Source organism: Azospirillum sp. BE72 (assembly GCF_031455875.1).
In the GTDB taxonomy this organism is placed as follows: domain Bacteria; phylum Pseudomonadota; class Alphaproteobacteria; order Azospirillales; family Azospirillaceae; genus Azospirillum.
Genome location: NZ_JAVDTO010000002.1, coordinates 91552 through 113447, shown reverse-complemented (window position 1 = coordinate 113447; position 21896 = coordinate 91552). Strand labels below are relative to the sequence as shown.

Here is a 21896-nt window from a genome sequence, read left to right as displayed (position 1 = left end):
TCCATGGATCTCGACCAGTATATCCGTTTCCTGATGGCGCTTTTCTTCGTGGTGGCGCTGATCATGGTCGTCGCCTGGGTGATGCGCCGCGTCGGCATGGCCGGCGGCACCGTGCGCGGCCGCGCCCGCCAGCGCCGGCTGAGCGTGGTGGAGGCGCTGCCGATCGACGCCAAGCGGCGGCTGATCCTGGTCCGCCGCGATGACCGCGAGCATCTGATCCTGCTGAGCGCCAACGGCGACCTGCTGGTCGACAGCGCGCCGGCCGGCGGCTTCGACAGCGCGTTGGCCAAGTCGGGCGACAAGGCCTTCGCCACCCCGCCCACCGCCGCTGTCGCGGCGGGGAGTCAGCCGCAATGACAGCGGTCCTCCGTCGCCTCACGGGTCGCTGGAAGCCACTGTCCGCCGGGCTGCTCCTGGCGCTTGCCGTCGGCGTCTTCGCCGGCCTCGCCGCCGGGCCGGCCCTGGCGCAAAGCCTGACCTTCGACCTGGGCGATGCCGGCGGCACCGCCACCGGCCGCATCGTGCAGATGGTGGCGCTGATCACGGTGCTGTCGCTGGCGCCGTCGATCCTGATCATGATGACGGCCTTCACCCGCATTGTCATCGTGCTGTCCTTCCTGCGCAACGCGCTGGGCGTGCAGCAGGTGCCGCCGACGACGGTGATGATGTCGCTGGCCCTGTTCCTGACCTTCTTCGTCATGGCCCCGGTGTTCGAGCGCAGCTACAACCAGGGCATCCAGCCGCTGATCAACCAGGAAATCGACGAGATGGAGGCGTTCCGCCGCACGGTGGCGCCGCTCCGCGAGTTCATGCTGAACCACACCAGCGAGAAGGATTTGCGGCTCTTCATGGACATGGCGCGCATCCAGTCGGTGCCGGAGCCGTCCGACATGCCGCTGCACGTCCTGGTCCCGGCCTTCATGATCTCGGAGATCAAGCGCGGGTTCGAGATCGGCTTCCTGCTGTTCCTGCCCTTCCTGATCATCGACATGGTGGTGTCGTCGATCCTGATGTCGATGGGCATGATGATGCTGCCGCCGACCATGGTCGCCATCCCGTTCAAGATCATCTTCTTCGTGCTGGTCGACGGGTGGTACCTGATCGCCGGATCGCTGGCGCGCAGTTTCGGCACGCTCTGAGGAACGGATAGGGGCGGAAGCCACACGCGGAGCGCGAACTGCCCTGCGCACTTCGTCGCATCCCCCGCGCCTGGGCTTCGCCGCGCAAGCGGGCGCTGGCGTCCGCCGTCGTAAACGCGTATGAGGAAGCCGATGAGCGTAGGCGGGGGACCGGCAAGGGGGCCGGACCGCCGGACGGTTCCAACCTGTCGCGACCGCCAAAACGGGGTTCGACAGCCGGTGCCGTCACCGTCGCACCGGGCGCCATCGCAACGACGGACCAACCTCGGACCGCAACCACTGCATGACTGACACCGCTTTGAAGGCCGCGCCGCCAGACACCGGCAAGCTCGCGACGCTGACCCTGGGCGCGCTCGGGGTCGTTTTCGGCGACATCGGCACCAGCCCGCTCTACACGCTGCGCGAATGCTTCGGCGGCGAGCACGGGCTGGCACTCACCCCCGACAACATCCTCGGCATCATGTCGCTGGTGTTCTGGGCCCTGGTGATGGTCGTCACCGTGAAGTATGTGGGCTTCGTCATGCGGGCCGACAACAAGGGCGAGGGCGGCATCCTGTCCCTGCTGGCGCTGGCGTCGAAGACGCGGCCGGATGCGTCGGGCCGTCTGACCCTGCTGACCGCGCTGGGCCTGTTCGGCGCCGCGCTGTTCTACGGCGACGGCATGATCACCCCCGCGATGTCCGTGCTGTCCGCGGTCGAAGGCCTGGAGGTGGCAGAGCCGGCGCTGGAGTCGGTCGTGGTGCCGCTGACGGTCGCCATCCTGATCGCCCTGTTCGCCATCCAGAGCCATGGCACCTCGCGCGTCGGTGCGCTGTTCGGCCCCATCATGCTGGTGTGGTTCGCGACGCTCGGCATCCTTGGGCTGGTCGAGGTGGTCCAGCAGCCGGGCGTTCTGGTCGCCTTCAACCCGCTCTACGCACTGTCCTTCTTCGCCAACCACGGCGTGGCCGGCTTCCTGGTGCTGGGCGCCGTGGTGCTGGCGGTGACAGGCGGCGAGGCTCTCTATGCCGACATGGGCCATTTCGGCCGCCGCCCGATCCAGGTGGCGTGGCTGGCCGTGGTGCTGCCGGCGCTTCTGCTGAACTATCTGGGCCAGTGCGCGCTTCTGCTGAACGATCCCTCGGCGGTGCGCAGCCCCTTCTATCTGCTGGCGCCGGAATGGGGGCTCTATCCCCTGATCGGCCTGTCCACTGCGGCCACCGTCATCGCCAGCCAGGCGGTGATTTCCGGCGTCTTCTCCCTGACCCGGCAGGCGGTGCAACTGGGCCTCTGCCCGCGCCTGGACATTCGCCACACCTCCAACGAGGAGGAGGGGCAGATCTACATCCCCCGCGCCAACTGGGGCCTGCTGGCCGCGGTGCTGGGGCTGGTGGTGCTGTTCCAGTCCTCCAGCCGTCTCGCGGCCGCCTACGGCATCGCGGTGACCGGCGACATGATCATCACCACCACCCTGTTCCTGGTGGTGGCGCGCCGCCGCTGGAACTGGAGCCTGCCGCTTTGCCTTGCCGTCGGGGCGGTGTTCCTGACGATCGAGATCTCCTTCTTCGCCGCCAACGCGGTGAAAATCCCCCATGGCGGCTGGGTGCCTCTGGTGATCGCCGTCCTCACGCTCGGCCTGATGGCCACCTGGCGCCGCGGCCGGGCCGTGCTGACCATGCGGCTGGCCGAGGAATCGCTGCCGCTCGACGCCTTCATCAAGCGGCAGGCGAAGTCCTCCGACATCCTTCGGGTGAAGGGCACGGCGGTCTTCATGACCTCCAGTTCCAACACCGTGCCGATCGCGCTGCTGCACAACCTGAAGCACAATCAGGTCCTGCATGAACGCATCGTCTTCGTCACCGTGGTGGTGGAGGACGTGCCGCGCGTTCCCGCCAAGGACCGCGTGGTGGTGGAGGGGCTGGCCGAGGGCTTCTACCGCATCACCGTGCGCTACGGCTTCTCGCAGGAGCCGAACATCCCGAAGGCGCTGCGGCTGTGCAAGGCGTTCGGGCTGGAGTTCGATGTGATGGCGACCTCCTTCTTCCTCGGCCGCGAGACGCTGATTCCGCAGATGAACTCGCAGATGGCGCTGTGGCGCGAGAAGCTGTTCGTCGTGATGTCCCGCACCTCGGTCAGCGCCACCGACTTCTTCAAGCTGCCGCCCAACCGGGTGGTGGAGTTGGGAACGCAGGTGCAGTTGTAGGGCCGGCAAATCCGCTGCCCCCCCTGTCCTCCATACGGGCAGGGGGAACAGCAATCCGAAAGGTCTACCTCCTTCGAGAATAGAAAATCGGTGCTCGGCCGGAGAATAGCTGTGATCTGACCGGAAACCTCCCCCGTAACGGTGGTGTGTCCGCGGAAAGCGGACCTTCACCGATAAGAGGGAATGCTATGAAGAAGGTTGCCACCGTGGCGATCGCCACCCTTCTTTTTGCCGGTTGCGCCAATGCGGCCATGGAGAAGATGGTCGGCGGCGCGCCGATGTACCCCAACAAGACCATCGTGGAGAACGCGTCCCAGTCGAAGGACCACACCACGCTCGTCGCCGCCGTGAAGGCCGCGGGGCTGGTCGACACGCTGAGCGGAAAGGGCCCCTTCACCGTCTTCGCCCCCACCAACGCGGCCTTCGCGGCCCTGCCCGCCGGCACCGTCGACACGCTGCTGAAGCCGGAGAACAAGGGCCAGCTGACCAAGGTTCTCACCTATCACGTCGTCCCCGGCAAGCTGGACGCCAAGGACCTCGTGGCCGACATCAAGAAGGGCAACGGCAAGGCGATGCTGAAGACGGTGGAAGGCATGCCGCTGACCTTCACCCAGTCCGGCGACGCCGTGATGGTCGCCGACGCCTCCGGCAACACCGCCCGCGTCACCATTGCCGACGTCCAGCAGTCGAACGGCGTAATCCACGTCATCGACAAGGTTCTGCTGCCGAAGTAACGGCGCGGAAGGGGCGGCGTGACGGGTCCGTTCCCCCCGCAGGGTGCGTCCCGCCGCCTCAGAACCCTGTCAGGACGTCTATCAGGACGTCGGCTTTTCCGCCGCCTGCTTGCCGCCGCGATATTCCTTCAGGAACTTCTTGAACATATCCACTTCCGCCACGCGGGAGCGGATGGTCCCCACGTCGATCAGTCCCATCGCCTGTTCGGGGCGGGTCAGGATGCGGAAGGCGTCCTCGTTCTGCCCGCCCTTCATCGACCCTTCGAAATCCTTCTTCAGCAGGTTCAGCCCGTTGCCGTCGCCGGCCAGAGCCAGCGCGACCGCCCGGTTCAGCACCAGCTGCGACATGTTGGGATCCAGCGGCTTGCCGGGGGACGGCGGCGGTCCGATCACCTTGTTCAGCGCCAGCGCCGCGGCATCCCACTTCTGGCCCTTCCAGGCGATGTCGACGCGCAAAAGGTTGGCATTGGTGCTGTCGTCCTGCGCCAGCAACTGCATCGCCTCGTCGCCGCGATTGAGTTCGGCCAGCGCCTTGGCCTGCATCAGCCGCCGTTCGGCCGCCAGATCGGCCGGCAGGCCGGCGATGTTCGACAGCTCCAGCGCCTTCAGCGCCTCTTCCGGCTTGTTGTCGAGCAGACGGACGGAAGCGAGCCGCGTGCCGATCCGCGCCTTGTCCAGACCGGACAGGCGGAATTCCACCTGATGCTGCAGCAGGTCGGCGGCCCGGTTCAGCAGGTCGATGGAGATCAGCCGTTCCGCCAGCTGCCGGATGATCTCGTCGCCGGCCTCGCCGACCGGGGTCAATTCACGGAACTGGTCGTACAGCTGCAGCGCATCCAGCGTCGGCAAACGCTGGGCACCGTCCTTGAACAGGTCGGCGAAGATGCGCGACATCTCCCTGGTGATCGCCTCCGCCCGAGGCGTGTCGGCGACCAGGGCCGCCGTTTCCTTCATGGTGTTGAAGCCCTTGGCATATTCACCGCCGGCGATCAGCACCTCGCCCATGCGCGAGCGGATCTGCATCTCCAGGTCGTCGCCGCGCCAGGTGAAGGTCAGACCGGCCAGCTGCTCCGCCGCCGCGGTCGGCGACATCTTTCCTTCGGACAGCTCCAGGTTGGTCAGCGCAAGCCCGGCCTTGGCGCGATAGAAGCGGTCGTAACTGTTGAATGCGGCGGTCAGCTGCTGGCGCGCCTGATCGGTTTCGCCGGTCTGCGCATAGAGCAGGCCGCGCAGATACTGGGTCTGCGGATTCTCCTCCTGCTCCGGCCCGCTGTGTTCGATCACCCGGTCGAACAGCCGCTTGGCGGTGGCGGTGTCGCGCGTCTCCAGCGCAGCCTCCGCCGCCCGCAGGCCGAGCTTGCCGATCATCGGTTCCGGATAGCCGTTCAGGATCTGGCCCGACGCCTTGAACCCGGCCATCGCCTTCGGCCAGTCGCGCCGGTCGGCGGCGACGGCGGCACGCCACAGATTGGCTTCCGGGTTGTTGGCCAGCGCCGGGATCGACAGGTCGGCCTCGCCGCCCTCCAGGTCGCCGGCCAGCACGCGGGCGGCCCCGCGCAGGGCGCGGAATTCCGGCCAGCCTTCCAGATCCGGCTGGTTCTGCTGCAGAACATCCAGCAGGCCCAGCGTCTCTTGACCGAAACCGTTGGCGAAATAGAAGCGGGCGAGGTCGAGCTGCGCCTTTGCCCGCTCCGACTCCGGAGCGTTGACAACGGCGAGTTGGAGGTCCTGGCGTGCCTGGGTGAAATTGTCGAGATCGCCGTGCTTCCAGGCCGGCAGGTTGAACAGTCGGCGACCCTGCGCCTGGGCTTGTGCTTGGGCCGGCTGCGCCTTCGGCGGCTCCATGGACGCGGCACCGCCGGTCGGCGGAACGGGCTGCGGGGCGGCGGCAAGCTGCGCCGGCACCGGCTGCGGCGCCGACTGCTGTGCCGGAGCGGGCATGGCACCGGGCGGCGGTGCCACGGCAGGATTGCCGGCATCGGCGGCAGGCGACAGGTGCAGGCCCCCGGCGGTGGTCAGCTCCACCCCCTCCTTGATCGCGCGAACCGTCACATTGTCGGAGATCGGCCGCACCACCACACCCTGGTAGGAGGGCATGACCTCCAGATCCGGGTAACGGTGGGGCTCGGGCAGGCCGCGCCCCGGGCTGGGCAGCGGCACCACCTGGATGCGGTCGCCGACGTCGGGATCGGCGAACTGCACGACATTGGCGGCGTCGGGCGCGCGGACCAGCAGCCGGGCGCCGAGCAGGAAATCGGGATCGGGTTCGACCCGCAGGTCGCCGGCACTGCCCATGTTGGCGGGACGGCCGGAGGACAGGATGCGCCAGCTGGTGCCCTGCCGCTCCACCGTCGGCCAGACCATCGGACCGATCTTGGTGCGGAACACACTGCCGCCGGTCGCCGGCACCGGCTCCACCGCGCCCATCAGCTCTGATCCGGGACCGCTGAGCTTGCCGGCGCCGATGGGCATGGGGCGGTCGAACACGACGTAGAGCTGACCGGCCCGCGGATAGACCGCGATGGACGAGGGTCCGCCGGTATCGAAGGTCAGAACCGGCCCCTTGGGTCCGGCCACCGGCTGAGCCTTGGCATCCGCCGGCGTCGTCGGTGCCGCCTTGACTTCCGCCGGAGGAGCCGGCTGGGCAGCAGCGGTCGGTGCGACGGCGGTCGGTGCGGCAGCCGGTGTCGCGGTCGCGGCGTTGACGGCGGTGGCCGAGCGGCTGGTCGTCGTCGATGCTATGATCGGCGACCCGTCGGCGGCCGGCGCCTGACTGCTCCCCTGGCCGCCCTGCGGCGGCATCGCCCCCTGCGATCCTGCGACCGGCGGCGCGGATTCGGTCTTCGGCAGCCCGGCACGCGATCCGGGATTGCCGACCGACAGAATCACGGATCTTCCCGACGCGCTGTCGCTGACCTCGGCATCCTGCGGCACGGCCAGGGTGACGGCCAGCGCACCGTCCGGCTGGCGGTAGGATTCCACGTTCTGGACGTTGCGCAGCTTCGCCTTGGTCACTGCCGACAGGTCGGCGGTGCCGCCCTTTTCGAAGAAGACTGTCACAGCCGCCCCATCGCGCTTGACCGAATAGCCGACTGGCGACGGCCAGGCGAAGGTCAGTCGGCTCTGGTCAGGCTGATCCGCCCCCCGCACCCGGACCCGCCCGGCGGACGGCACCGGCTTGGCATTCTCCGCCCTTGCGGGTTCCGTCGGTGCGGATGCCGTTGCAATGGAACCCGCCGCAACGGATTGGGCCGCAGCGGGCGACAGGTCGATGGCGACGGCGTTGCCGTTGCGGAAGCTCTTCAGCGAAACCGGACGCTTCAGGTCGAAGGAGACCGTCTTGCCGTCCGGCTCCACCCGGCCGCTGGCCAGATAATCCGGCAGCGCCCGAACCAGGCGGTCCAATTGGGCCTCGATCGGTTCGGTGAAGGTGACGACCAGCCGGTCGCCGTCCACCGACGCCGTGTAATCCACTTTGCCCGGCCAGTCGAAGACCAGCCGTCCGAATTCCTTGTGGGTGCCGCCGCGCACCGGCACGGTGGCTGCGTCGGACGGCAGAGGGCACAGCAGGACCGGCACGGCCAACAGCGCCACCGCGGCGGCACAGCCGCGCAGCCAGCGCTTTCTCCGATATGCCGACCGGTCAGTCACCTCAATCCGCTCCTTCCTCTCGCACCACGATATCCACCGGCAGGCGTCCGCCGCCAGCCCCTTCGACCGGCATCATCACAGCCCGCGCCACCAGATCGCGGCGATAGCCGGTTTCCCGCAACGCGGCGGAGACGGCGACCGCCCTGGTCAGCGCCCTTTCCCAGGCCACACCGCCGGCCGGATCCTCGCGCTCCGCATGGCCGACCAGCTCGATCCGGTTGCCGATGCGGCCGATGACGGCGCCCAGCAGGAACAGCACCCGCCGCCCCTCCTCAGTGAAGGCGGCGCCGGTCGGGTCGAACATCCGTTCCCCCGGCAGGCGGATGACGACGCGGTCGTCCTCGCGCCGGACATCGACCACCGACAACTCGGCATTCGACCGCAGCTGGCTGCCAAGCAGGGCCGCCAGATAATGCAGGTCAATCGCCGCCCGCTGCTCCACCGCCTGCGCGTTGAAGGCTGCCGATGGATCGGCCGGCCGGTCGGATGGTGCGGCGGCAGTGGACCGCGCGGCGGGAATCGAGTCCGCCACGCCCTTCGCCAGACGGGTCCAGCGGTCGGCCTCAGGCTCGCTCATCGAATACATCAGAACGAAGAAGGCGAGCATCAAGGAGATCAGGTCCGTGAAGCTGATCAGCCACAGAGTCTTGCGCTGTCCGCCGCGATCCTCGGCTCCGGACCTGCCGGATATGTCGGGAACGCGGATCATTTCCGCCCCTCCGGCCTGCGCCCGGCCGTCCCATCCTCGTCCCAGCGCAGGGAGAACAGCAGGCGCACGCCACCCGGCTCGCCGCGCTCGATGCCGACGGTGACGTTGCGGGCCGGTGCTCCGTCGGCGATCAACGCGCGGGCCAAGGCACCGGCGCGGGCAACCGGCCCCGGCGGCTGGCTGGGCGTTCCCGTCGGGCCGATGCCCAGCAGCGCGTCCAGTTCCACCCGCTCGCCCTGGCGCGACTGGCGCAGCGCGTCGGCGATCCGGTCGATCAGGCCCTGACGGTCCGGCCGCAGCATCATGGTGCCGGGGACGAAGAGGTCGTCGGCGGGCAGACGCACCTCCAGAAGCTGGCCGGGAGCGACCACCTCAACCTTCGCGACCGCAATTTCGGTGGCGAACAGCGTGCCGACGCCGTCGAGCCGCTGCACCGCGAAGACCGTCCCGGCGCGCGAAGCCACCGGCTCCGTGCCATCGCGCAGGCGCGGATCGATGACGAAACTCGGGAAGGTCCGCTCCAGCGAGGCGGCGACCGCCTTCACCTTCTGCACGGTCTGCACCGAATGGGCGTTCAGCACGATGAAGAAGACCAGCAGCAGCAGGAACAGCGACAGCAGTAGCAGGATGCTGCCGTTGTTGGGGTTGGCATGTTCCTTCCCGCCCCCACGGCCGGCGCGCAGCGTCAGTATCCCGGCGCCGGACGGACCCGGTCCGCGGCCTTGGGTCATCCGACCGCTGGTGGGCCCGCTATGGGGTTTGCCGGCCAGCATGGCGTCAGTCGAAGCTGGCCAGCAGGCGGTCGATTTCGTCCTGGTCCATGGCGTTGCCCGGCAGCTGCGGGCCATGCAGAAGCTGGCTGTCCGCCTCTTCCGCGCTCATCGGCTCGTAATGGACGGCGGCCTCGGCATCCTCCGCCGCCAGCTTTGCCAGCCGGGGAGCGTGGTTCTGGCGCACCTCGCTGCCGAAGGCGGCGACGATCATGTCCACCTTCGATTCGATGTGCTTCAGCGTCCGCACCACCTTGCTGATGCGCTGGCCGGTGATGTCCTGGAAGTTGCAGGCTTCGTAGATCGCCGTGATCTGGTCGTTCAGCTTGGCGGCGGTTTCCGCATCCGACTGCCCGGCAATGGCGCCGATGGCGTCGCAGGCGTCGAAGATGGCGAAGGTCGCCTTCTCCGTCGCGCCGATCACCGCATCCAACTCGTCCGTGGCGGTGCGGATATGCTCGTCGCGGATTTCCGCGGGCTGGAGCGCCGCGATCTCCTGCTTGGCCGTCTCGATATATTTGGCGAGGTCGACGACCTCCTTGTAGAGCCGCAGGTCGGTGGCGGAGATGTCGCCGTCCATGCTGCCCAGGATGGTCCGGAGGATGTCCGTCACCTCGTCCCGCGACAGGGGCTTGGCGGCCTCGGCGAAGGCGGCGTCGAGGCGCTGTCTCAGAAGCTTCTGTTCCGTCACGGCGGATTGGGCGGAGAAGGTCATCGGGCGTGTCCAGCGAGAGGGGCCAGGGCCTTGGCGGAATATGCCGGATCCTCCCCGGTCGGCGCCCTCCAGCGAGCGCCCGTCGGTGCCGCAGGGCGGAGGTTCGACGCTCCGACCGCTTGTGGCGCCCAACCGTCCCAGGAACTGTCCGAGCCGACCAAGCCTATGGCGCGAGGGTTAAGAGCCCGTAAAGACGGCCCTGCCGGAGCGCAGCCGTGGCCCGTTCGCCACAGTGTGAGCCACCCGTGATCGACAGGAGTGCGACCGCAGCGGGTGGACAGAGCGGGTGATCAGAACAGGCCGGCGGCGGCCGGCGCGCCCAGCAGGGCGATCAGGACCAGGATGGTGACGGCAACCAGCCGTTCCGCCGGCGACCAGCGTTTCCAATCTTTCCTGAAGCTTTTCAGTTCGTCGGCCATGACAGACCTTCCGGTTTCGAGAACTACACTGCAACGCAACGAAACTGCGCCGGGTCCAGTTGACGCATGGTTAACACCCAGCACAGAAGCATTCTTCCAACCGAACTGGCACAGAAATGCCACAGTCGCCGTATCCCGGCCGATGATGCAGGTCAAAGATCGGCCAAATTTTCGACATTGCCCAGCACCCGCGCGGCGATGATCGGTGCGCCGGCGGCGTGCCTCTTACGGCCGCTTCCGTAACCCGCCGACAATTCCTAGATGATACGCTCTAGACCAAGCCGCCGGGGTCGGCCGGGCGGCACCGACGGGGGATGCGGATGGCGAAAGGAACCGACCTGAAGATCGGGCTTGCGCTGGGCAGTGGGGCCGCTCGCGGCTGGGCGCATATCGGCGTCCTGCGCGCGCTGGAGGAGATCGGACTTGAACCGGACATCATCTGCGGCACCTCCATCGGCGCCGCCGTCGGAGCCGCCTATCTGACCGATCAAATGGACGAGCTTCAGGCCTGGGCGCAGAAGATGGGCTGGCTCGGCATGCTGGGCATCATCGATCTCACCTTCCGGCGCGGCGGACTGGTCGCCGCCGAAAAGGCGTTCGGCCGCTTCGACAACGACCGCAGCAACATCCTGATCGAGAATTTGCGGCTGCCTTTCGCCACGGTTGCCACCGACCTGTCGACGGGGCGCGAGATCTGGCTGCGCGATGGGCCGCTGATGTCGGCGGTGATGGCGTCGGCCGCCATGCCCGGCCTGTTCCCTGCGGTGCGGCGCGACCATCATCTGCTGGTGGACGGCGCGCTGGTCAACCCGGTTCCGGTGTCGCTCTGCCGGGCGCTGGGGGCCGACGTGGTGGTGGCGGTAAACCTGAACAGCGAGTTGTCGCCGCTCGGCCGCCCCAACGGCCGCGCCAACGGGGGGCGTGCGAACGGCAAGCCCGCCGCCAAGGCCCCGGTGCCGGAGGCGGTGGTGGCCGGCGGCGATGCCGGCTCCCCGGCGCTGTCGCATCTGACCAGCCAGATCTCCACCTGGCTCGGCCGCAAGCCCAGCAGTCGCACCCGCTTCATAGCCGACCAGATCGACGACGCCCATGCCCAGAAGCCGATGCCGAATGCGCTGGAGGTGATGGCGGGCTCCATCGACATCATGCAGGACCGTATCACCCGCTCCCGCCTCGCCGGCGAACCGCCGGACGTTCTGATCGCGCCGAGGCTGGCCCATATCGGCATTCTGGAGTTCGACCGCGCGGCGGAGGCGGTTGAGATCGGCTATGCCGCGGCGTCCATGCTCCGCCCATCGATCGAACTGGCCCTGCGCCGCGCCTGACCAGCGCCCGGTCCCGTCGCCCCTTCCCTTTCCCTCGCAAGAGCCAAGCATCCATGAGCCAGCCCGTGCTGACCGACTACATCTCCGCCCTTCTGACCAGCGGAGCGCCGCATTGGGGTACCGGCGGAGCCGTTCTGGACGGCAGTTCCGTCGGCGGGGCGGTCACCGTCACCTACGGCTTCGCGACAAGCTCTCGGCAGGTGGCCGATGCGGACGCCGCCGGCTTCGCGACGATGAACAATGAACAACGCGCCGCCGTCCGGCAGGCGCTTGCGGCCTGGAGCGGCGTCGCCAACATCGGCTTCGTCGAGACGTCCGACGCTTCCGGCGCCACCATGCGGTTCGGCACCAACCGCCAGAACGGCATCACCGCGGCCTATGCCTATTATCCGTTCCCCTCACCGCAGGGAGGCGACGTCTTCCTCGCCAACGACAGCATCGGCAACGTCAACCCGACGGCGGGAAGCTATGCCTACATGACGGTCGTCCACGAGATCGGCCACGCGCTGGGCCTGAAGCATCCCGGCAACTACGACGCCGGCGACAGCACTGGAACCGAGGGGCCCTATCTTCCGTCGGCGACGGACAATTACGCGTACAGCATCATGTCCTATGTCGCAAACGGCGCGCTGCCATCGGGGACCTACCTGACCGGGCCCAGCCTCTACGACATCGCGGCGATCCAATATCTCTACGGCCCCAACATGGCCGCCGGAGCCGGGGACAGCAGCTATGTGCTGAACACCGGCAGCTTCACCACGCTGTGGGACCCGAACGGCCGCAACACGCTGAACGGCAGCGCGCAGGCGGCAGCACTGTCGCTGGATCTGCGGTCGGGCGCGTTCAGCAGCGCCGGAGGCACGACCTTCCTGGCGCTGGCCTATGGAACCACGGTCCAACTGGCGGTCGGCGGAAGCGGCGACGACACATTCACCGTCAACAGGCTGGGCAATGTGCTGGACGGTGGCGGCGGCACCGATACCGTGGTGTTCAGCGGCAGCCGGTCGCAATACCGCGTGCAGCGGATGGACGGCGGCCGCTACGTCGTCAGCGGCGCCGACGGCGTCGATCTGTTGAGCAACATTGAGTATCTGCGCTTTTCCGATGCCGGAACGCCCCTGTCGGCCAGCGTTTCCGGCAGTTTCGACCCACTTCGCTACATCGCGTCCAACGCCGACCTGATGGCCGCGTTCCGCACCGACGCCGCCGCGGCGACGCAGCATCTCACCGGTTCCGGCGTCTATGAGGGGCGCAGCCTGACCGGCTTCAATCCTTACAACTATCTTGCCGGCTATGGCGACCTGCTGTACGCGTTCGGCAGCGATGTCGACTCCGCCACCCGCCATTACATCGAGGTCGGAAACCGCGAGGGCCGCAGTTCCACCCTGTTCGACACGCTGTCCTATCAGGCCGGCAACCGCGATCTGATCGCCGCCTACGGCGACAACCGCGAGGCGGCCGAGCTTCACTACATCGTCAACGGAAGGCTGGAAGGCCGTTCCCTCGACGGCTTCAATACCGCCGCCTATCTGGCCGTCAACCCCGACGTGAACGCCGCCGTCGGCGGCAGCATCGCCGGCGCCAAGCAGCACTACGTCAGCTACGGCTTCGCCGAAGGGCGGGCACTGGCCTGACCACCGGTGCCTATTTTGCCGGCCATATCCAGGTCAGCTCGTGCTTGTTGTGGTGAAGGTGGAGCACCCGGCCGCCGGGAATCGCTGCGAAGGCGCGGGCGGTCTCATGGTCGGTTTCGGCCTGGAACTTCAACGTGCAGACGAAGCGCTTGGCCAGCCCGCTGTCCATCCACTCCTTCACCAGCCGCAACAGGCGGGTCGGGTAGCAGATCACGTCGCAGCACAGCCAATCGACCGGGCCGACGGTCGCCGGCTTCAGGCCAAAGGCGCTCTCCTGACGGATCTCCACCCGCGGCAGGGCGGCGATGGCCGGATCGAGCGGCGCCTTGTCGACGCTGACCACCGAAGCGCCCAACTCGTGCAGCACCCAGGTCCAGCCGCCCGGACAGGCGCCGAGGTCGAGGCAGCGGTCGCCCGGTCCCGGCTGCTCCCCGAACAGGGTCAGCGCCTCCCACAGCTTCAGATAGGCGCGGTTGGGTGGAGCCGTGCGGTTTTCGACGAAGGTGACCTCGCCGTTGCGGAAAGGGCTGGAACAGCGCGCCGCCGCAATGATGGTGGACTCGTCGGTCAGCGTCCAGGACCCCAGCGGCGCCGTCGGCAGCGGCGACGGGAAGATCACCGGCTTTGCCGAGACGTGCGGCAGGTTCTCCTGGATCAGGGCGGCGCGGCGGTGGTGCCGCTGCGACCACAGTGCCCAATTGCGCTGGATGCCGCGCAACGCCTTCGCCCCGCTCTTGATCGAGGCGAATTCGATGCGCACCGGATCGAACCAGATGTTCTGCGCCCAGGCCGCCGGCCTTGCAGGGCCGTCGACGAAGACCAGCCGGCCGTCGACCGCTGCGACCTCCCCCAGTTCCGCCACCAGATCGTCGAGAAAGCCATCGGCCGCCAGATAGACCGTCTGGCCGAGCGGGGTCACCACCGCGCCGGGAGCGGTCTCACCGGGAGCGGGCTGCGGCAGGGAAGCGGAGGTGTCTTGGGGGGTGCTGTCGTCCATGCCCCAGGGGCTACCGCCGCCGGCCGGCGAATGCAAGCGCAAGGATGCGACCAGCCCCTTTCGCGGTGACGCGAAGGGGGCTGTGACAAAGCGTCTCGAACCTTCTTATATGCGACTGGTTCGCAAAGTGGCCGTTGACAACGATTCGCAGTCTCAGGTACTCCTGGGTTCAGGACAATCTTCTCACACCGCCGATCGCCGAGGGCTTATGTACGTCTGCATCTGCCACGCGTTGAACGACAAGAAGGTCAAGGCTGCGCTGGACAATGGCGCTACCAACCCGGCCTCGGTGTTCCGCCATCACAATTGCCAAGTCCAGTGCGGCAAATGTGTGCCGATGATGCGCAGCATGGCCAGCGAGCATCGCGCCGCCATGGCCCAGCAGGCCGCCACCATCGCCGCGACCGCCGTTCCGGCCCCCTGCTGCGGCACGGCGGTACCCGAACCGGCCAATGCCGAAGCCGTTCCCGCCTATGCGATCGCGGCCGAATAATCACTGTTGAGGCACGGCCACCGGGCAACCTGCGTTATCGCAAGCTCTACCACTTCCGACTTTCAGGTCGATACCGGGTCTACAACCTCGCCTTTCGGCTGCGACAGAATGTGCCCCGTCTATGATTTTTGGGCGGATTGACCCGGCACACCCAATCCGGCACAAAAGCGTCACGAAAACAAAAGAACGTCGTCAAAATGATGGCGTATAAAAAAGCGAACGGGCCGGATGAAACCGGACCAGGAGGAAACGCAATCCAACCAGGAAGACTTCCTCGGCCACCGGGTTTGCCTTGTCCGTAAAGGATCGGGCAACCCGGCGGGATTTGGATTCAGGACGCCGTTCCGCAACTGCTCACGCACTTCGCAATCGCATCGCGGCCCTCTCCCTAACGGGCTGTGCCGCCTGCGCTTCCGATGCGTTTTTGCAGCATTGGTCCGGCGCTATCGTTCTGTCCGACGGGGACGTCTGAAACGGTTGAGGATCAAGGGAGGATTTTCATGAGCCGCCGCAACCGGCATGCCTTCGACACGCTGAGCCGCGATCTCGTCCTTCGTGCCACCGACCGGATGGAGACCCTCCGGTCGATGGTGGAGCGCGCGGACAGCGACCGGCGCGAGACGTGGGAGCGCACGCTCGACCGTCTCCGCGGCCTGAACAACCGCGCCACCGCCCGCATCGAGGCCGCTCATCTGGCCGATGATGACGCATGGCCCTTCGCCCGCGCCCAGGCCGATCAGGCGATGATGGACCTCATGCGCGCGCTCGACGATTTCGACGGCCACCTGCGCCTGCTGGCCGCGTGAGGCCACCGGCCGCAGCCGATCAAAAAGAACAGGCTCTCTCCCGACTGGGAGAGAGCCTTTTTTCATTACGAAGCCCCGAAGTCCAGGCCCCAGGCCGAATAGCGTTCCGGATCGTCGACCCAACCCTCGCGCACCTTCACGAACAGGATCAGGTGGACGCGGCGCTCCAGCATTCCCTGCAACTCGCCGCGCGCGGCGGAGCCGAGAGCCTTGATGCGCTGACCGCCCTTGCCCAGTACGATGGCCTTCTGGCTTTCGCGCTGCACGAAGATGACCTGCGAGATCTTGACCGACCCGTCCTCGAACTCCTCCCACACTTCGGTCTCGACCGTGGCCGAATAGGGAAGCTCCTGGTGAAGCTGCAGGAACAGCTTCTCGCGGGTGATCTCCGCCGCCAGCAGACGCATGGGCATGTCGGAGATCTGGTCCTCCGGGAAGTGCCACGGCCCTTCCGGCAGACGGTCGGCCAGGAACTGCTTCAGGTCGGCAACGCCGTCCTCGGTGAAGGCCGACACCATGAAGATATCGGAGAAGATCCCTTCCTGCCGGAAGGCATCGGCGATGCCCAACAGGACGTCGCGCTTCACCAGATCGATCTTGTTCAGGATCAGGATCGCCTCGCGCCCCTGTTCCTTCAGGCGGGCGACGATGCTGCGGGTGTCCTCGTCGATCGACCGGCGCGACACGTCGTACAGCACGCCGATGACGTCGGCGTCCTCCGCCCCCTGCCAGGCCGCCGCCACCATGGCGCGGTCCAGCCGGCGCTTCGGCTTGAAGATGCCGGGGGTGTCGACGAAGATCATCTGGGCGTCGCCCTGGATGGTGATGCCCAGCACGCGGGTGCGGGTGGTCTGCACCTTCGGGCTGACGATCGACACCTTGCTGCCGATCATCGCGTTCAGCAGCGTGGATTTGCCGGCATTCGGCGCGCCGACCAGGGCGATGAAGCCGCAGCGCGGATGTTCCGGCATCGTCGGCAGAGGCGGCAGGACGGAGATGGGCTGCCCGCGCGGAGCATCCTCATCATCGTCCTCATAGTCGCCGTCTTCGTAGTCGTCGTCTTCGAAGTCGCCCCCTTCGGCGTCCTCACCCTCGACGCCGCCGTCCTCTTGGTCCAGCGCCTCGTCGTCCTTCACGGACTTCGGCTCCTGGGATTCCGGCTTCGGCTCCGCAGTTTCGGAACCGGGCGTCTCACTCTTGGTCTTGTCGATGTCGTCGCGACCGTCAGTCATCGACTTGCACTCCTACCTGGCGCAGCAATGTGCTGGCAGCCTTCTTTTCCGCGATGCGCTTGGACGAGCCCGAACCGCTGACGGGTTCCATTCCCGCTACATGCACCGCAACCACGAACAGCGGCTCGTGCGCCGGGCCGCTGCGTTCGATCAGTTCATAACGGGGCAGCGGCTTGCCGCGCCCCTGCGCCCATTCCTGCAGCGTCGTCTTGCTGTCCAGCGGCGGCGGCGTCGCCTTGTCGATCTCGCCCGCCAGAGCTTGGCGGACGAAGCGCGTCACCGGCTCCAGCCCGCCGTCGAGATACATGGCGCCCAGCACCGCCTCGCAGGCGTCGCCCAGGATGGTCCGGTTCTCGCGCCCGCCGCTTGACGCCTCCGCCGGCGACAGGCGCAGATAGGCGCCCAGGCCGATGGTGTCGGCGACGCGGCCCAGCGATTCCCGGCGCACCAGCGCGGCATGGCGCTTGGCGAGCGCGCCCTCGCGTTCGTTGGGATAGCGTTCCAGCAGCCACTGCGCGACGACCAGCCCGACGACGCGGTCGCCCAGGAATTCCAGCCGCTCATAGGCGATGCCCGGCCCCTTGTGCGACTTGCGGCCGGCCCGCTCCAGCCCCATCAGGCTGGGATGGGTGACCGCATCGCGCAGGAGCGACAGGTCGGCGAACTCATGACCCAGCGCGTGCGCCAGTTCCACCACATCGGCGGATTGGACCGCGCCATCGGTCTCGGTTTCGGAGCCGGCCCCCGCATCGGCGGGCGCGTTGGTGACGGTGGACACTTACCGAACTCCGTTGAACAGGCGGCTGAAGCGCAAATCGACCGGCCAGCGCCAGATCTCGTAGAAGCGCGTGCCCTCGTCGAGCGAGAAGAACAGGAATTCGGCGCGGCCGACCATGTTCTCGATGGGAACGAAGCCAACCTGCGACGGCACGCGGCTGTCCAGCGAGTTGTCGCGGTTATCGCCCATCATGAACAGGTTGCCGGCCGGAACCTTGAACACCGGCGTGTTGTCGAGTGGGCCGTTGTCCGACTCCTCGATGATGCGGTGGCTGCGGCCGTTGGGCAGCGTCTCGACGAACTGCGCGGTGCGGATGCTGCGGCCCAGCGAATCCGTGGTCACGTAGTCCTCGATCCGCTCGCGCTTCACCGGCTGGCCGTTGATGTGCAGGATGCCGCCGATCATCTGGATGCTGTCGCCGGGCAATCCGACGACGCGCTTGATGTAGTCGGTCTTGTTGTCGCGCGGCAGCTTGAACACCGCCACATCGCCCCGCTCCGGCTGAGAGCCCAGGATCCGGCCCTCGAACAGCGGCAGGCCGAAGCCGACCGTGTATTTGCTGTAGCCGTAGCTGAACTTCGACACGAACAGGTAATCGCCGATCAACAATGTCGGGATCATCGACCCCGATGGGATGTTGAAGGGCTCGAACGCGAAAGTCCGCACGCCGAAAGCGATCAGAACCGCGAAGAACACCGTCTTCACGGTTTCGACGAACCCGGATTCCTTGTTCTTGGCGTTGGACGCCGTTTCTTTCTGAAAGGTCATTCTGGGGTCGCCGTATTGGTGGGCATTGCAGAATCAATCGGTTCGGCGCTTATGACGACGAAAGCCTCGGCCATCGGGTACTCGTCGGTCAGCGTCACATGGATGCGGGCGCGCATGCCCGGTGGCGTGATCGCCTCCAGCCGGGCCAAAGCCCCGCCGGTCAGGCGCATGGTTGGCTGGCCGGACGGCAGGTTCACCACGCCCATGTCGCGCCAGAACACCCCGTCGCGGAAGCCGGTGCCGAGCGCCTTGGAGCAAGCCTCCTTGGCGGCGAAGCGCTTGGCGTAGGTCGAGGCGCGGGCATTGTTCTTCGCCGCGGAACCGGCGCGGCGTTCGGACTTGGCCTGCTCGACCTCGGTGAAGATGCGGTCGATGAAACGCTGTCCGAAGCGCTCCAGTGACTTCTCCACCCGCCTGATGTCGATCAGGTCGTTGCCGATGCCGAGGATGGTGCCGGACATCATCATGCGAAGGCCGCCGCGGCTCGTGCCGTGTCCATGGCCTTGCGCATGCGGGCGATCGAGTTGGTCAGGCCGACGAAGATCGCCTCGCCGATCAGGAAATGGCCGATGTTCAGCTCCACGATGGTCTGGATCGCCGCCACCGGGCCGACGGTGTCATAGCTGAGGCCATGGCCGGCATGGCATTCCAGCCCGATCACCTCGGCATGGGCCGCGGCGCGGACGATGCGGGCCAGTTCCGCCTCGCGCTCCGCCGGCTCGACGGCGTCGCAATAGGCGCCTGTGTGCAGTTCGACCACCGGAGCACCCAGCCGCTTGGCGGCGTCGAGCTGTGCCGGCTCCGGGTCGATGAACAGCGAGACGCGGATGCCTGCCGCGCCCAACTCGCCGACCGGCCGCACCAGATGATCGTGCTGGCCGATCACGTCCAGCCCGCCTTCCGTCGTCACCTCGGTGCGCTTTTCCGGGACGAGGCAGGCGGCGTGCGGCTTGTGGCGTAGCGCGATGGCCAGCATCTCGTCGGTCGCCGCCATCTCGAAGTTCAGCGGACGGTCGATCTCGGCCATCAGCCGCTCGATGTCGCGATCCACGATGTGGCGCCGGTCCTCGCGCAGGTGGGCGGTGATCCCGTCGGCCCCGGCCTCGATGGCCAGCCTTGCCGCACGCACCGGATCGGGGTGCGCCCCGCCGCGTGCATTGCGGACGGTCGCCACATGGTCGATGTTCACGCCGAGGCGCAGGAAACGGGACATGCACGGACTCCAAAGCGTCGCCGCCCGCCGGAACGGGCGGGAGCGATTCCGTCTATATAGCGGTGCTCCGGCGTTCCGTCACGCCGAACCGACCGATTCACCTGCGGATGACAGGGATTTCACCGTCGAATGACGGAATGTTCAGCGCCCCCTTGCCCGCTCCACCGAATGAATGGCCGGAGTCGCACGCAGGGCGGCCATGATGTTGGTCAGGTGCTTGGCATCCTTCACGTCGATATCGATCAGCAGCTCGAAATAGTCGGTGCTGCGATTCGTGATCTTCTGATGGATGACATTGCCGTGGTTCTTGCCGATCACCGTGAACAGCGTGCCGAGCGAGCCCTGTTCATTGGCGATGACGACGCTGATGCGGCCGACATGCTCCTCCGGCGAATCCGGCCCGGTCTCCCACGATACGTCGATCCAGCGTTCCGGCGATTCGTGGAAGCTTTCCAGAGTTTCGCAGTCGATGGTGTGGATCGTCACGCCCTTGCCGGTGGTGACGATGCCGACGATGCGGTCGCCGGGCAGCGGGTGGCAGCAGCGGGCATAATGCACGGCCATGCCGGGGATCAGGCCACGGATCGGCAGAGCCGATTCCTTGCGTGCCTTCGCCTTCGGCTTCGGCATGCTTTCCTCCGCCTCGCGGACGGCGGGGGCGGCCTGGGCCTTGTGGCCGGGGAAGACGGCGTGGAAGACCTCGCGCACGGAATGCAGGCCGGAGCCGACACCCGCCATCAGGTCGTCCACCGTCGGCTGCTGGAAGATCTTGATGGCGTTTTCCAGCGCCTTTTCGGTGAACTCGTAGCCTTCCGACTTGAACTGCCGCATCAGCATGCCGCGGCCCAGTTCCATGTACTGGGCACGCTGCTGGGTGCGCAGGAACTTGCGGATGCGGGCGCGGGCCTTGCCGGTGACGACGAAGCGTTCCCAGCCGGGAACCGGCGTCTGCGCCTTGGAGGTGACGATGTCGACCTGATCGCCGTTCTGCAACTGGGTGCGCAGCGGCAGCATGCGGCCGTTGATCTTGGCGCCGACGCAATGGTCGCCGACCTGCGAATGGACGGCATAGGCGAAATCGACCGGCGTGGCGCCGCGCGGCAGCGCGATCAAGTCGCCCTTCGGCGTAAAGCAGAACACCTGATCCTGGAACAGCTCCAGTTTCGTGTGTTCCAGGAACTCTTCCGGCTTCTGCGCATGCTCCAGGATGTCCAGAAGCTCGCGCAGCCAGCGGTACTCGCCACCGTTCGGGCGCGGCTGGTGGTCCTGCTTGTAGGCCCAGTGGGCAGCAACGCCCAACTCGGCGATCTCGTGCATGTCCTGGGTGCGGATCTGCACCTCGATCCGGTTGCGGCCGGGCCCGATCACGCCGGTGTGCAGGCTGCGGTAGCCGTTGGGCTTGGGCGTGGAGATATAGTCCTTGAAGCGCCCCGGCACGACCGGATAATGCGCATGGACGACGCCCAGCGCCTGATAGCATTCGCCGACCGAGCCGACCGTGATGCGGAAGGCCATGATGTCGGACAGCTGTTCGAAGCTGACATTCTTGCGCTGCAGCTTGCGCCAGATCGAATAGGCCGACTTCTCGCGCCCGGACACCGTCGCGTCCGGCAGCCCTTCGGAGGCCAGCAGTTCGCGCAGCTCGGTGATGATGGTCTGGACGCGGTTCTCGCCTTCGTTCCGCAGGCGCGCCAACTGGGCCAGGATGCTGTCGCGCGCGTCCGGGTTCAGCTCGGCGAAGGCAAGATCGTCCAACTCGTCCTTGATCTTGTGCATGCCGATGCGTTCGGCCAAGGGCGAGTAGATTTCGATGGTTTCGCGGGCGATGCGCTTGCGCTTTTCCGGCTTCTTCAGGTGGAACAGCGTGCGCATGTTGTGAAGCCGGTCGGCCAGCTTCACCAGCAGGACGCGGATGTCCTCCGACATAGCCAGCACCAGCTTGCGGAAATTCTCCGCCTGCTTGGCCTGCTCGCTGTTCAGCTCCAGCCGCGACAGCTTGGTCACGCCATCGACCAACCGGGCGATTTCCTTGCCGAACACCCGCTCGATGTCCTCGAGCGTGGCGACGGTATCCTCGACCGTGTCGTGAAGCAGCGCCGTGGCGATAGTGCCGGCGTCCAGCTTCATCTGCGTCAGGATACCGGCGACCTCCAGCGGATGGAGGAAGTAGGGATCGCCCGACGCACGCGTCTGCGATCCATGCGCCTTCATGGAATAGACGTAGGCGCGGTTGAGGAGATCCTCGTCGGCGTTGGGATCATACGCCTTGACGCGCTCGACAAGCTCGTACTGCCGGATCATGCGGCCCGACCCGGCGCGCGCGGCGCCTCA

At 67.0% G+C, this 21896-nt stretch carries 20 protein-coding genes; 8 read left to right on the top strand and 12 right to left on the bottom strand.

The window, feature by feature from the left end; genetic code table 11:
• Window positions 1-3: 3 nt before the first annotated feature.
• The 4 genes from J2Y49_RS06685 to J2Y49_RS06670 all read left to right on the top strand — a co-directional run bounded on the left by J2Y49_RS06685 (window position 4) and on the right by J2Y49_RS06670 (window position 4055).
• Window positions 4-357, top strand: a complete 354-nt coding sequence (locus J2Y49_RS06685) for a flagellar biosynthetic protein FliO (RefSeq protein ID WP_310113484.1) — start codon at window positions 4-6, stop codon at window positions 355-357.
• The gene (fliP, locus tag J2Y49_RS06680; protein WP_310113483.1) at window positions 354-1139 is read left to right on the top strand and encodes a flagellar type III secretion system pore protein FliP; all 786 of its coding nucleotides are present in this window, start codon (window positions 354-356) and stop codon (window positions 1137-1139) included. Before J2Y49_RS06685 ends, fliP begins: the two co-directional genes overlap by 4 nt.
• Window positions 1140-1422: 283 nt before the next feature.
• A complete protein-coding gene (locus J2Y49_RS06675) occupies window positions 1423-3321 on the top strand; it encodes a potassium transporter Kup (RefSeq protein ID WP_310113481.1) in 1899 nt (632 codons plus the stop codon).
• 188 nt (window positions 3322-3509) lie between these two features.
• Window positions 3510-4055, top strand: a complete 546-nt coding sequence (locus tag J2Y49_RS06670) for a fasciclin domain-containing protein (RefSeq protein WP_310113480.1) — start codon at window positions 3510-3512, stop codon at window positions 4053-4055.
• A gap of 81 nt (window positions 4056-4136) precedes the next feature.
• Here J2Y49_RS06670 and J2Y49_RS06665 read toward each other — a convergent pair whose 3' ends face one another.
• The 5 genes from J2Y49_RS06665 to J2Y49_RS06645 form a co-directional block, all read right to left on the bottom strand.
• The gene (locus tag J2Y49_RS06665; protein ID WP_310113478.1) at window positions 4137-7706 is read right to left on the bottom strand and encodes a tetratricopeptide repeat protein; all 3570 of its coding nucleotides are present in this window, start codon (window positions 7704-7706) and stop codon (window positions 4137-4139) included.
• A gap of 1 nt (window position 7707) precedes the next feature.
• The gene (locus tag J2Y49_RS06660) at window positions 7708-8415 is read right to left on the bottom strand and encodes a flagellar motor protein MotB (protein WP_310113477.1); all 708 of its coding nucleotides are present in this window, start codon (window positions 8413-8415) and stop codon (window positions 7708-7710) included.
• Window positions 8412-9146, bottom strand: coding sequence for a flagellar motor protein MotB (locus J2Y49_RS06655; protein WP_310113476.1), 735 nt, complete (start codon window positions 9144-9146; stop codon window positions 8412-8414). Before J2Y49_RS06655 ends, J2Y49_RS06660 begins: the two co-directional genes overlap by 4 nt.
• A gap of 46 nt (window positions 9147-9192) precedes the next feature.
• Window positions 9193-9900: a protein phosphatase CheZ gene (locus tag J2Y49_RS06650; RefSeq protein ID WP_310113475.1), complete on the bottom strand. Its 708-nt coding sequence runs from the start codon at window positions 9898-9900 to the stop codon at window positions 9193-9195.
• 290 nt (window positions 9901-10190) lie between these two features.
• Window positions 10191-10319, bottom strand: a complete 129-nt coding sequence (locus J2Y49_RS06645) for a hypothetical protein (protein WP_255542855.1) — start codon at window positions 10317-10319, stop codon at window positions 10191-10193.
• A 320-nt stretch (window positions 10320-10639) separates the two neighbouring features.
• Between J2Y49_RS06645 and J2Y49_RS06640 the strand changes: the two genes are divergently transcribed.
• Window positions 10640-11644, top strand: a complete 1005-nt coding sequence (locus J2Y49_RS06640; protein WP_310113474.1) for a patatin-like phospholipase family protein — start codon at window positions 10640-10642, stop codon at window positions 11642-11644.
• A 53-nt stretch (window positions 11645-11697) separates the two neighbouring features.
• Window positions 11698-13278, top strand: coding sequence for a M10 family metallopeptidase C-terminal domain-containing protein (locus J2Y49_RS06635; RefSeq protein ID WP_310113472.1), 1581 nt, complete (start codon window positions 11698-11700; stop codon window positions 13276-13278).
• Between the two features lie 10 nt (window positions 13279-13288).
• Here the strand turns inward: J2Y49_RS06635 and J2Y49_RS06630 are convergent, their stop codons facing one another.
• Entirely contained in the window at window positions 13289-14275 is a 987-nt protein-coding gene (locus J2Y49_RS06630) for an SAM-dependent methyltransferase (RefSeq protein WP_310113470.1), read from the bottom strand.
• 208 nt (window positions 14276-14483) lie between these two features.
• On the opposite strand from J2Y49_RS06630, the gene J2Y49_RS06625 reads away from it, so the two are divergent.
• Together J2Y49_RS06625 and J2Y49_RS06620 are read left to right on the top strand one after the other, a co-directional pair.
• Window positions 14484-14768: a bacterioferritin-associated ferredoxin gene (locus J2Y49_RS06625; protein WP_149221740.1), complete on the top strand. Its 285-nt coding sequence runs from the start codon at window positions 14484-14486 to the stop codon at window positions 14766-14768.
• Window positions 14769-15268: 500 nt separating this feature from the next.
• Window positions 15269-15574 carry a hypothetical protein gene (locus J2Y49_RS06620; RefSeq protein ID WP_194914177.1) on the top strand — a complete coding sequence of 102 codons (306 nt, stop codon included), beginning with the start codon at window positions 15269-15271 and terminating at the stop codon, window positions 15572-15574.
• Window positions 15575-15639: 65 nt separating this feature from the next.
• Here the strand turns inward: J2Y49_RS06620 and era are convergent, their stop codons facing one another.
• The 6 genes from era to J2Y49_RS06590 all read right to left on the bottom strand — a co-directional run bounded on the left by era (window position 15640) and on the right by J2Y49_RS06590 (window position 21866).
• Window positions 15640-16545, bottom strand: a complete 906-nt coding sequence (gene era, locus J2Y49_RS06615; protein WP_044550586.1) for a GTPase Era — start codon at window positions 16543-16545, stop codon at window positions 15640-15642.
• Window positions 16546-16798: 253 nt separating this feature from the next.
• Window positions 16799-17584, bottom strand: a complete 786-nt coding sequence (gene rnc, locus J2Y49_RS06610) for a ribonuclease III (protein WP_310113468.1) — start codon at window positions 17582-17584, stop codon at window positions 16799-16801.
• On the bottom strand, window positions 17585-18352 hold the full coding sequence (lepB, locus tag J2Y49_RS06605) for a signal peptidase I (RefSeq protein ID WP_310113467.1): 768 nt from the start codon (window positions 18350-18352) through the stop codon (window positions 17585-17587).
• Complete coding sequence (acpS, locus tag J2Y49_RS06600) at window positions 18349-18819, bottom strand: holo-ACP synthase (RefSeq protein WP_310113465.1); 471 nt, start codon at window positions 18817-18819, stop codon at window positions 18349-18351. Before acpS ends, lepB begins: the two co-directional genes overlap by 4 nt.
• Window positions 18816-19565: a pyridoxine 5'-phosphate synthase gene (locus J2Y49_RS06595; protein ID WP_310113464.1), complete on the bottom strand. Its 750-nt coding sequence runs from the start codon at window positions 19563-19565 to the stop codon at window positions 18816-18818. The genes acpS and J2Y49_RS06595 overlap by 4 nt, the downstream gene beginning before the upstream one ends.
• Before the next feature lie 141 nt (window positions 19566-19706).
• Window positions 19707-21866: a bifunctional (p)ppGpp synthetase/guanosine-3',5'-bis(diphosphate) 3'-pyrophosphohydrolase gene (locus J2Y49_RS06590; protein ID WP_310113462.1), complete on the bottom strand. Its 2160-nt coding sequence runs from the start codon at window positions 21864-21866 to the stop codon at window positions 19707-19709.
• Between the last annotated feature and the right edge of the window lie 30 nt (window positions 21867-21896).

Bases quoted from the DNA above. Each gene is read 5' to 3' on its own strand.
- J2Y49_RS06685 (WP_310113484.1), top strand. From the start codon at position 4: ATGGATCTCGACCAGTATATCCGTTTCCTGATGGCGCTTTTCTTCGTG.
- fliP (WP_310113483.1), top strand. From the start codon at position 354: ATGACAGCGGTCCTCCGTCGCCTCACGGGTCGCTGGAAGCCACTGTCC.
- J2Y49_RS06675 (WP_310113481.1), top strand. From the start codon at position 1,423: ATGACTGACACCGCTTTGAAGGCCGCGCCGCCAGACACCGGCAAGCTC.
- J2Y49_RS06670 (WP_310113480.1), top strand. From the start codon at position 3,510: ATGAAGAAGGTTGCCACCGTGGCGATCGCCACCCTTCTTTTTGCCGGT.
- J2Y49_RS06660 (WP_310113477.1), bottom strand. From the start codon at position 8,415: ATGATCCGCGTTCCCGACATATCCGGCAGGTCCGGAGCCGAGGATCGC.
- J2Y49_RS06655 (WP_310113476.1), bottom strand. From the start codon at position 9,146: ATGACCCAAGGCCGCGGACCGGGTCCGTCCGGCGCCGGGATACTGACG.
- J2Y49_RS06650 (WP_310113475.1), bottom strand. From the start codon at position 9,900: ATGACCTTCTCCGCCCAATCCGCCGTGACGGAACAGAAGCTTCTGAGA.
- J2Y49_RS06645 (WP_255542855.1), bottom strand. From the start codon at position 10,319: ATGGCCGACGAACTGAAAAGCTTCAGGAAAGATTGGAAACGCTGGTCG.
- J2Y49_RS06640 (WP_310113474.1), top strand. From the start codon at position 10,640: ATGGCGAAAGGAACCGACCTGAAGATCGGGCTTGCGCTGGGCAGTGGG.
- J2Y49_RS06635 (WP_310113472.1), top strand. From the start codon at position 11,698: ATGAGCCAGCCCGTGCTGACCGACTACATCTCCGCCCTTCTGACCAGC.
- J2Y49_RS06630 (WP_310113470.1), bottom strand. From the start codon at position 14,275: ATGGACGACAGCACCCCCCAAGACACCTCCGCTTCCCTGCCGCAGCCC.
- J2Y49_RS06625 (WP_149221740.1), top strand. From the start codon at position 14,484: ATGTACGTCTGCATCTGCCACGCGTTGAACGACAAGAAGGTCAAGGCT.
- J2Y49_RS06620 (WP_194914177.1), top strand. From the start codon at position 15,269: ATGAGCCGCCGCAACCGGCATGCCTTCGACACGCTGAGCCGCGATCTC.
- era (WP_044550586.1), bottom strand. From the start codon at position 16,545: ATGCCGGAACATCCGCGCTGCGGCTTCATCGCCCTGGTCGGCGCGCCG.
- lepB (WP_310113467.1), bottom strand. From the start codon at position 18,352: ATGACCTTTCAGAAAGAAACGGCGTCCAACGCCAAGAACAAGGAATCC.
- acpS (WP_310113465.1), bottom strand. From the start codon at position 18,819: ATGATGATGTCCGGCACCATCCTCGGCATCGGCAACGACCTGATCGAC.
- J2Y49_RS06595 (WP_310113464.1), bottom strand. From the start codon at position 19,565: ATGTCCCGTTTCCTGCGCCTCGGCGTGAACATCGACCATGTGGCGACC.
- J2Y49_RS06590 (WP_310113462.1), bottom strand. From the start codon at position 21,866: ATGATCCGGCAGTACGAGCTTGTCGAGCGCGTCAAGGCGTATGATCCC.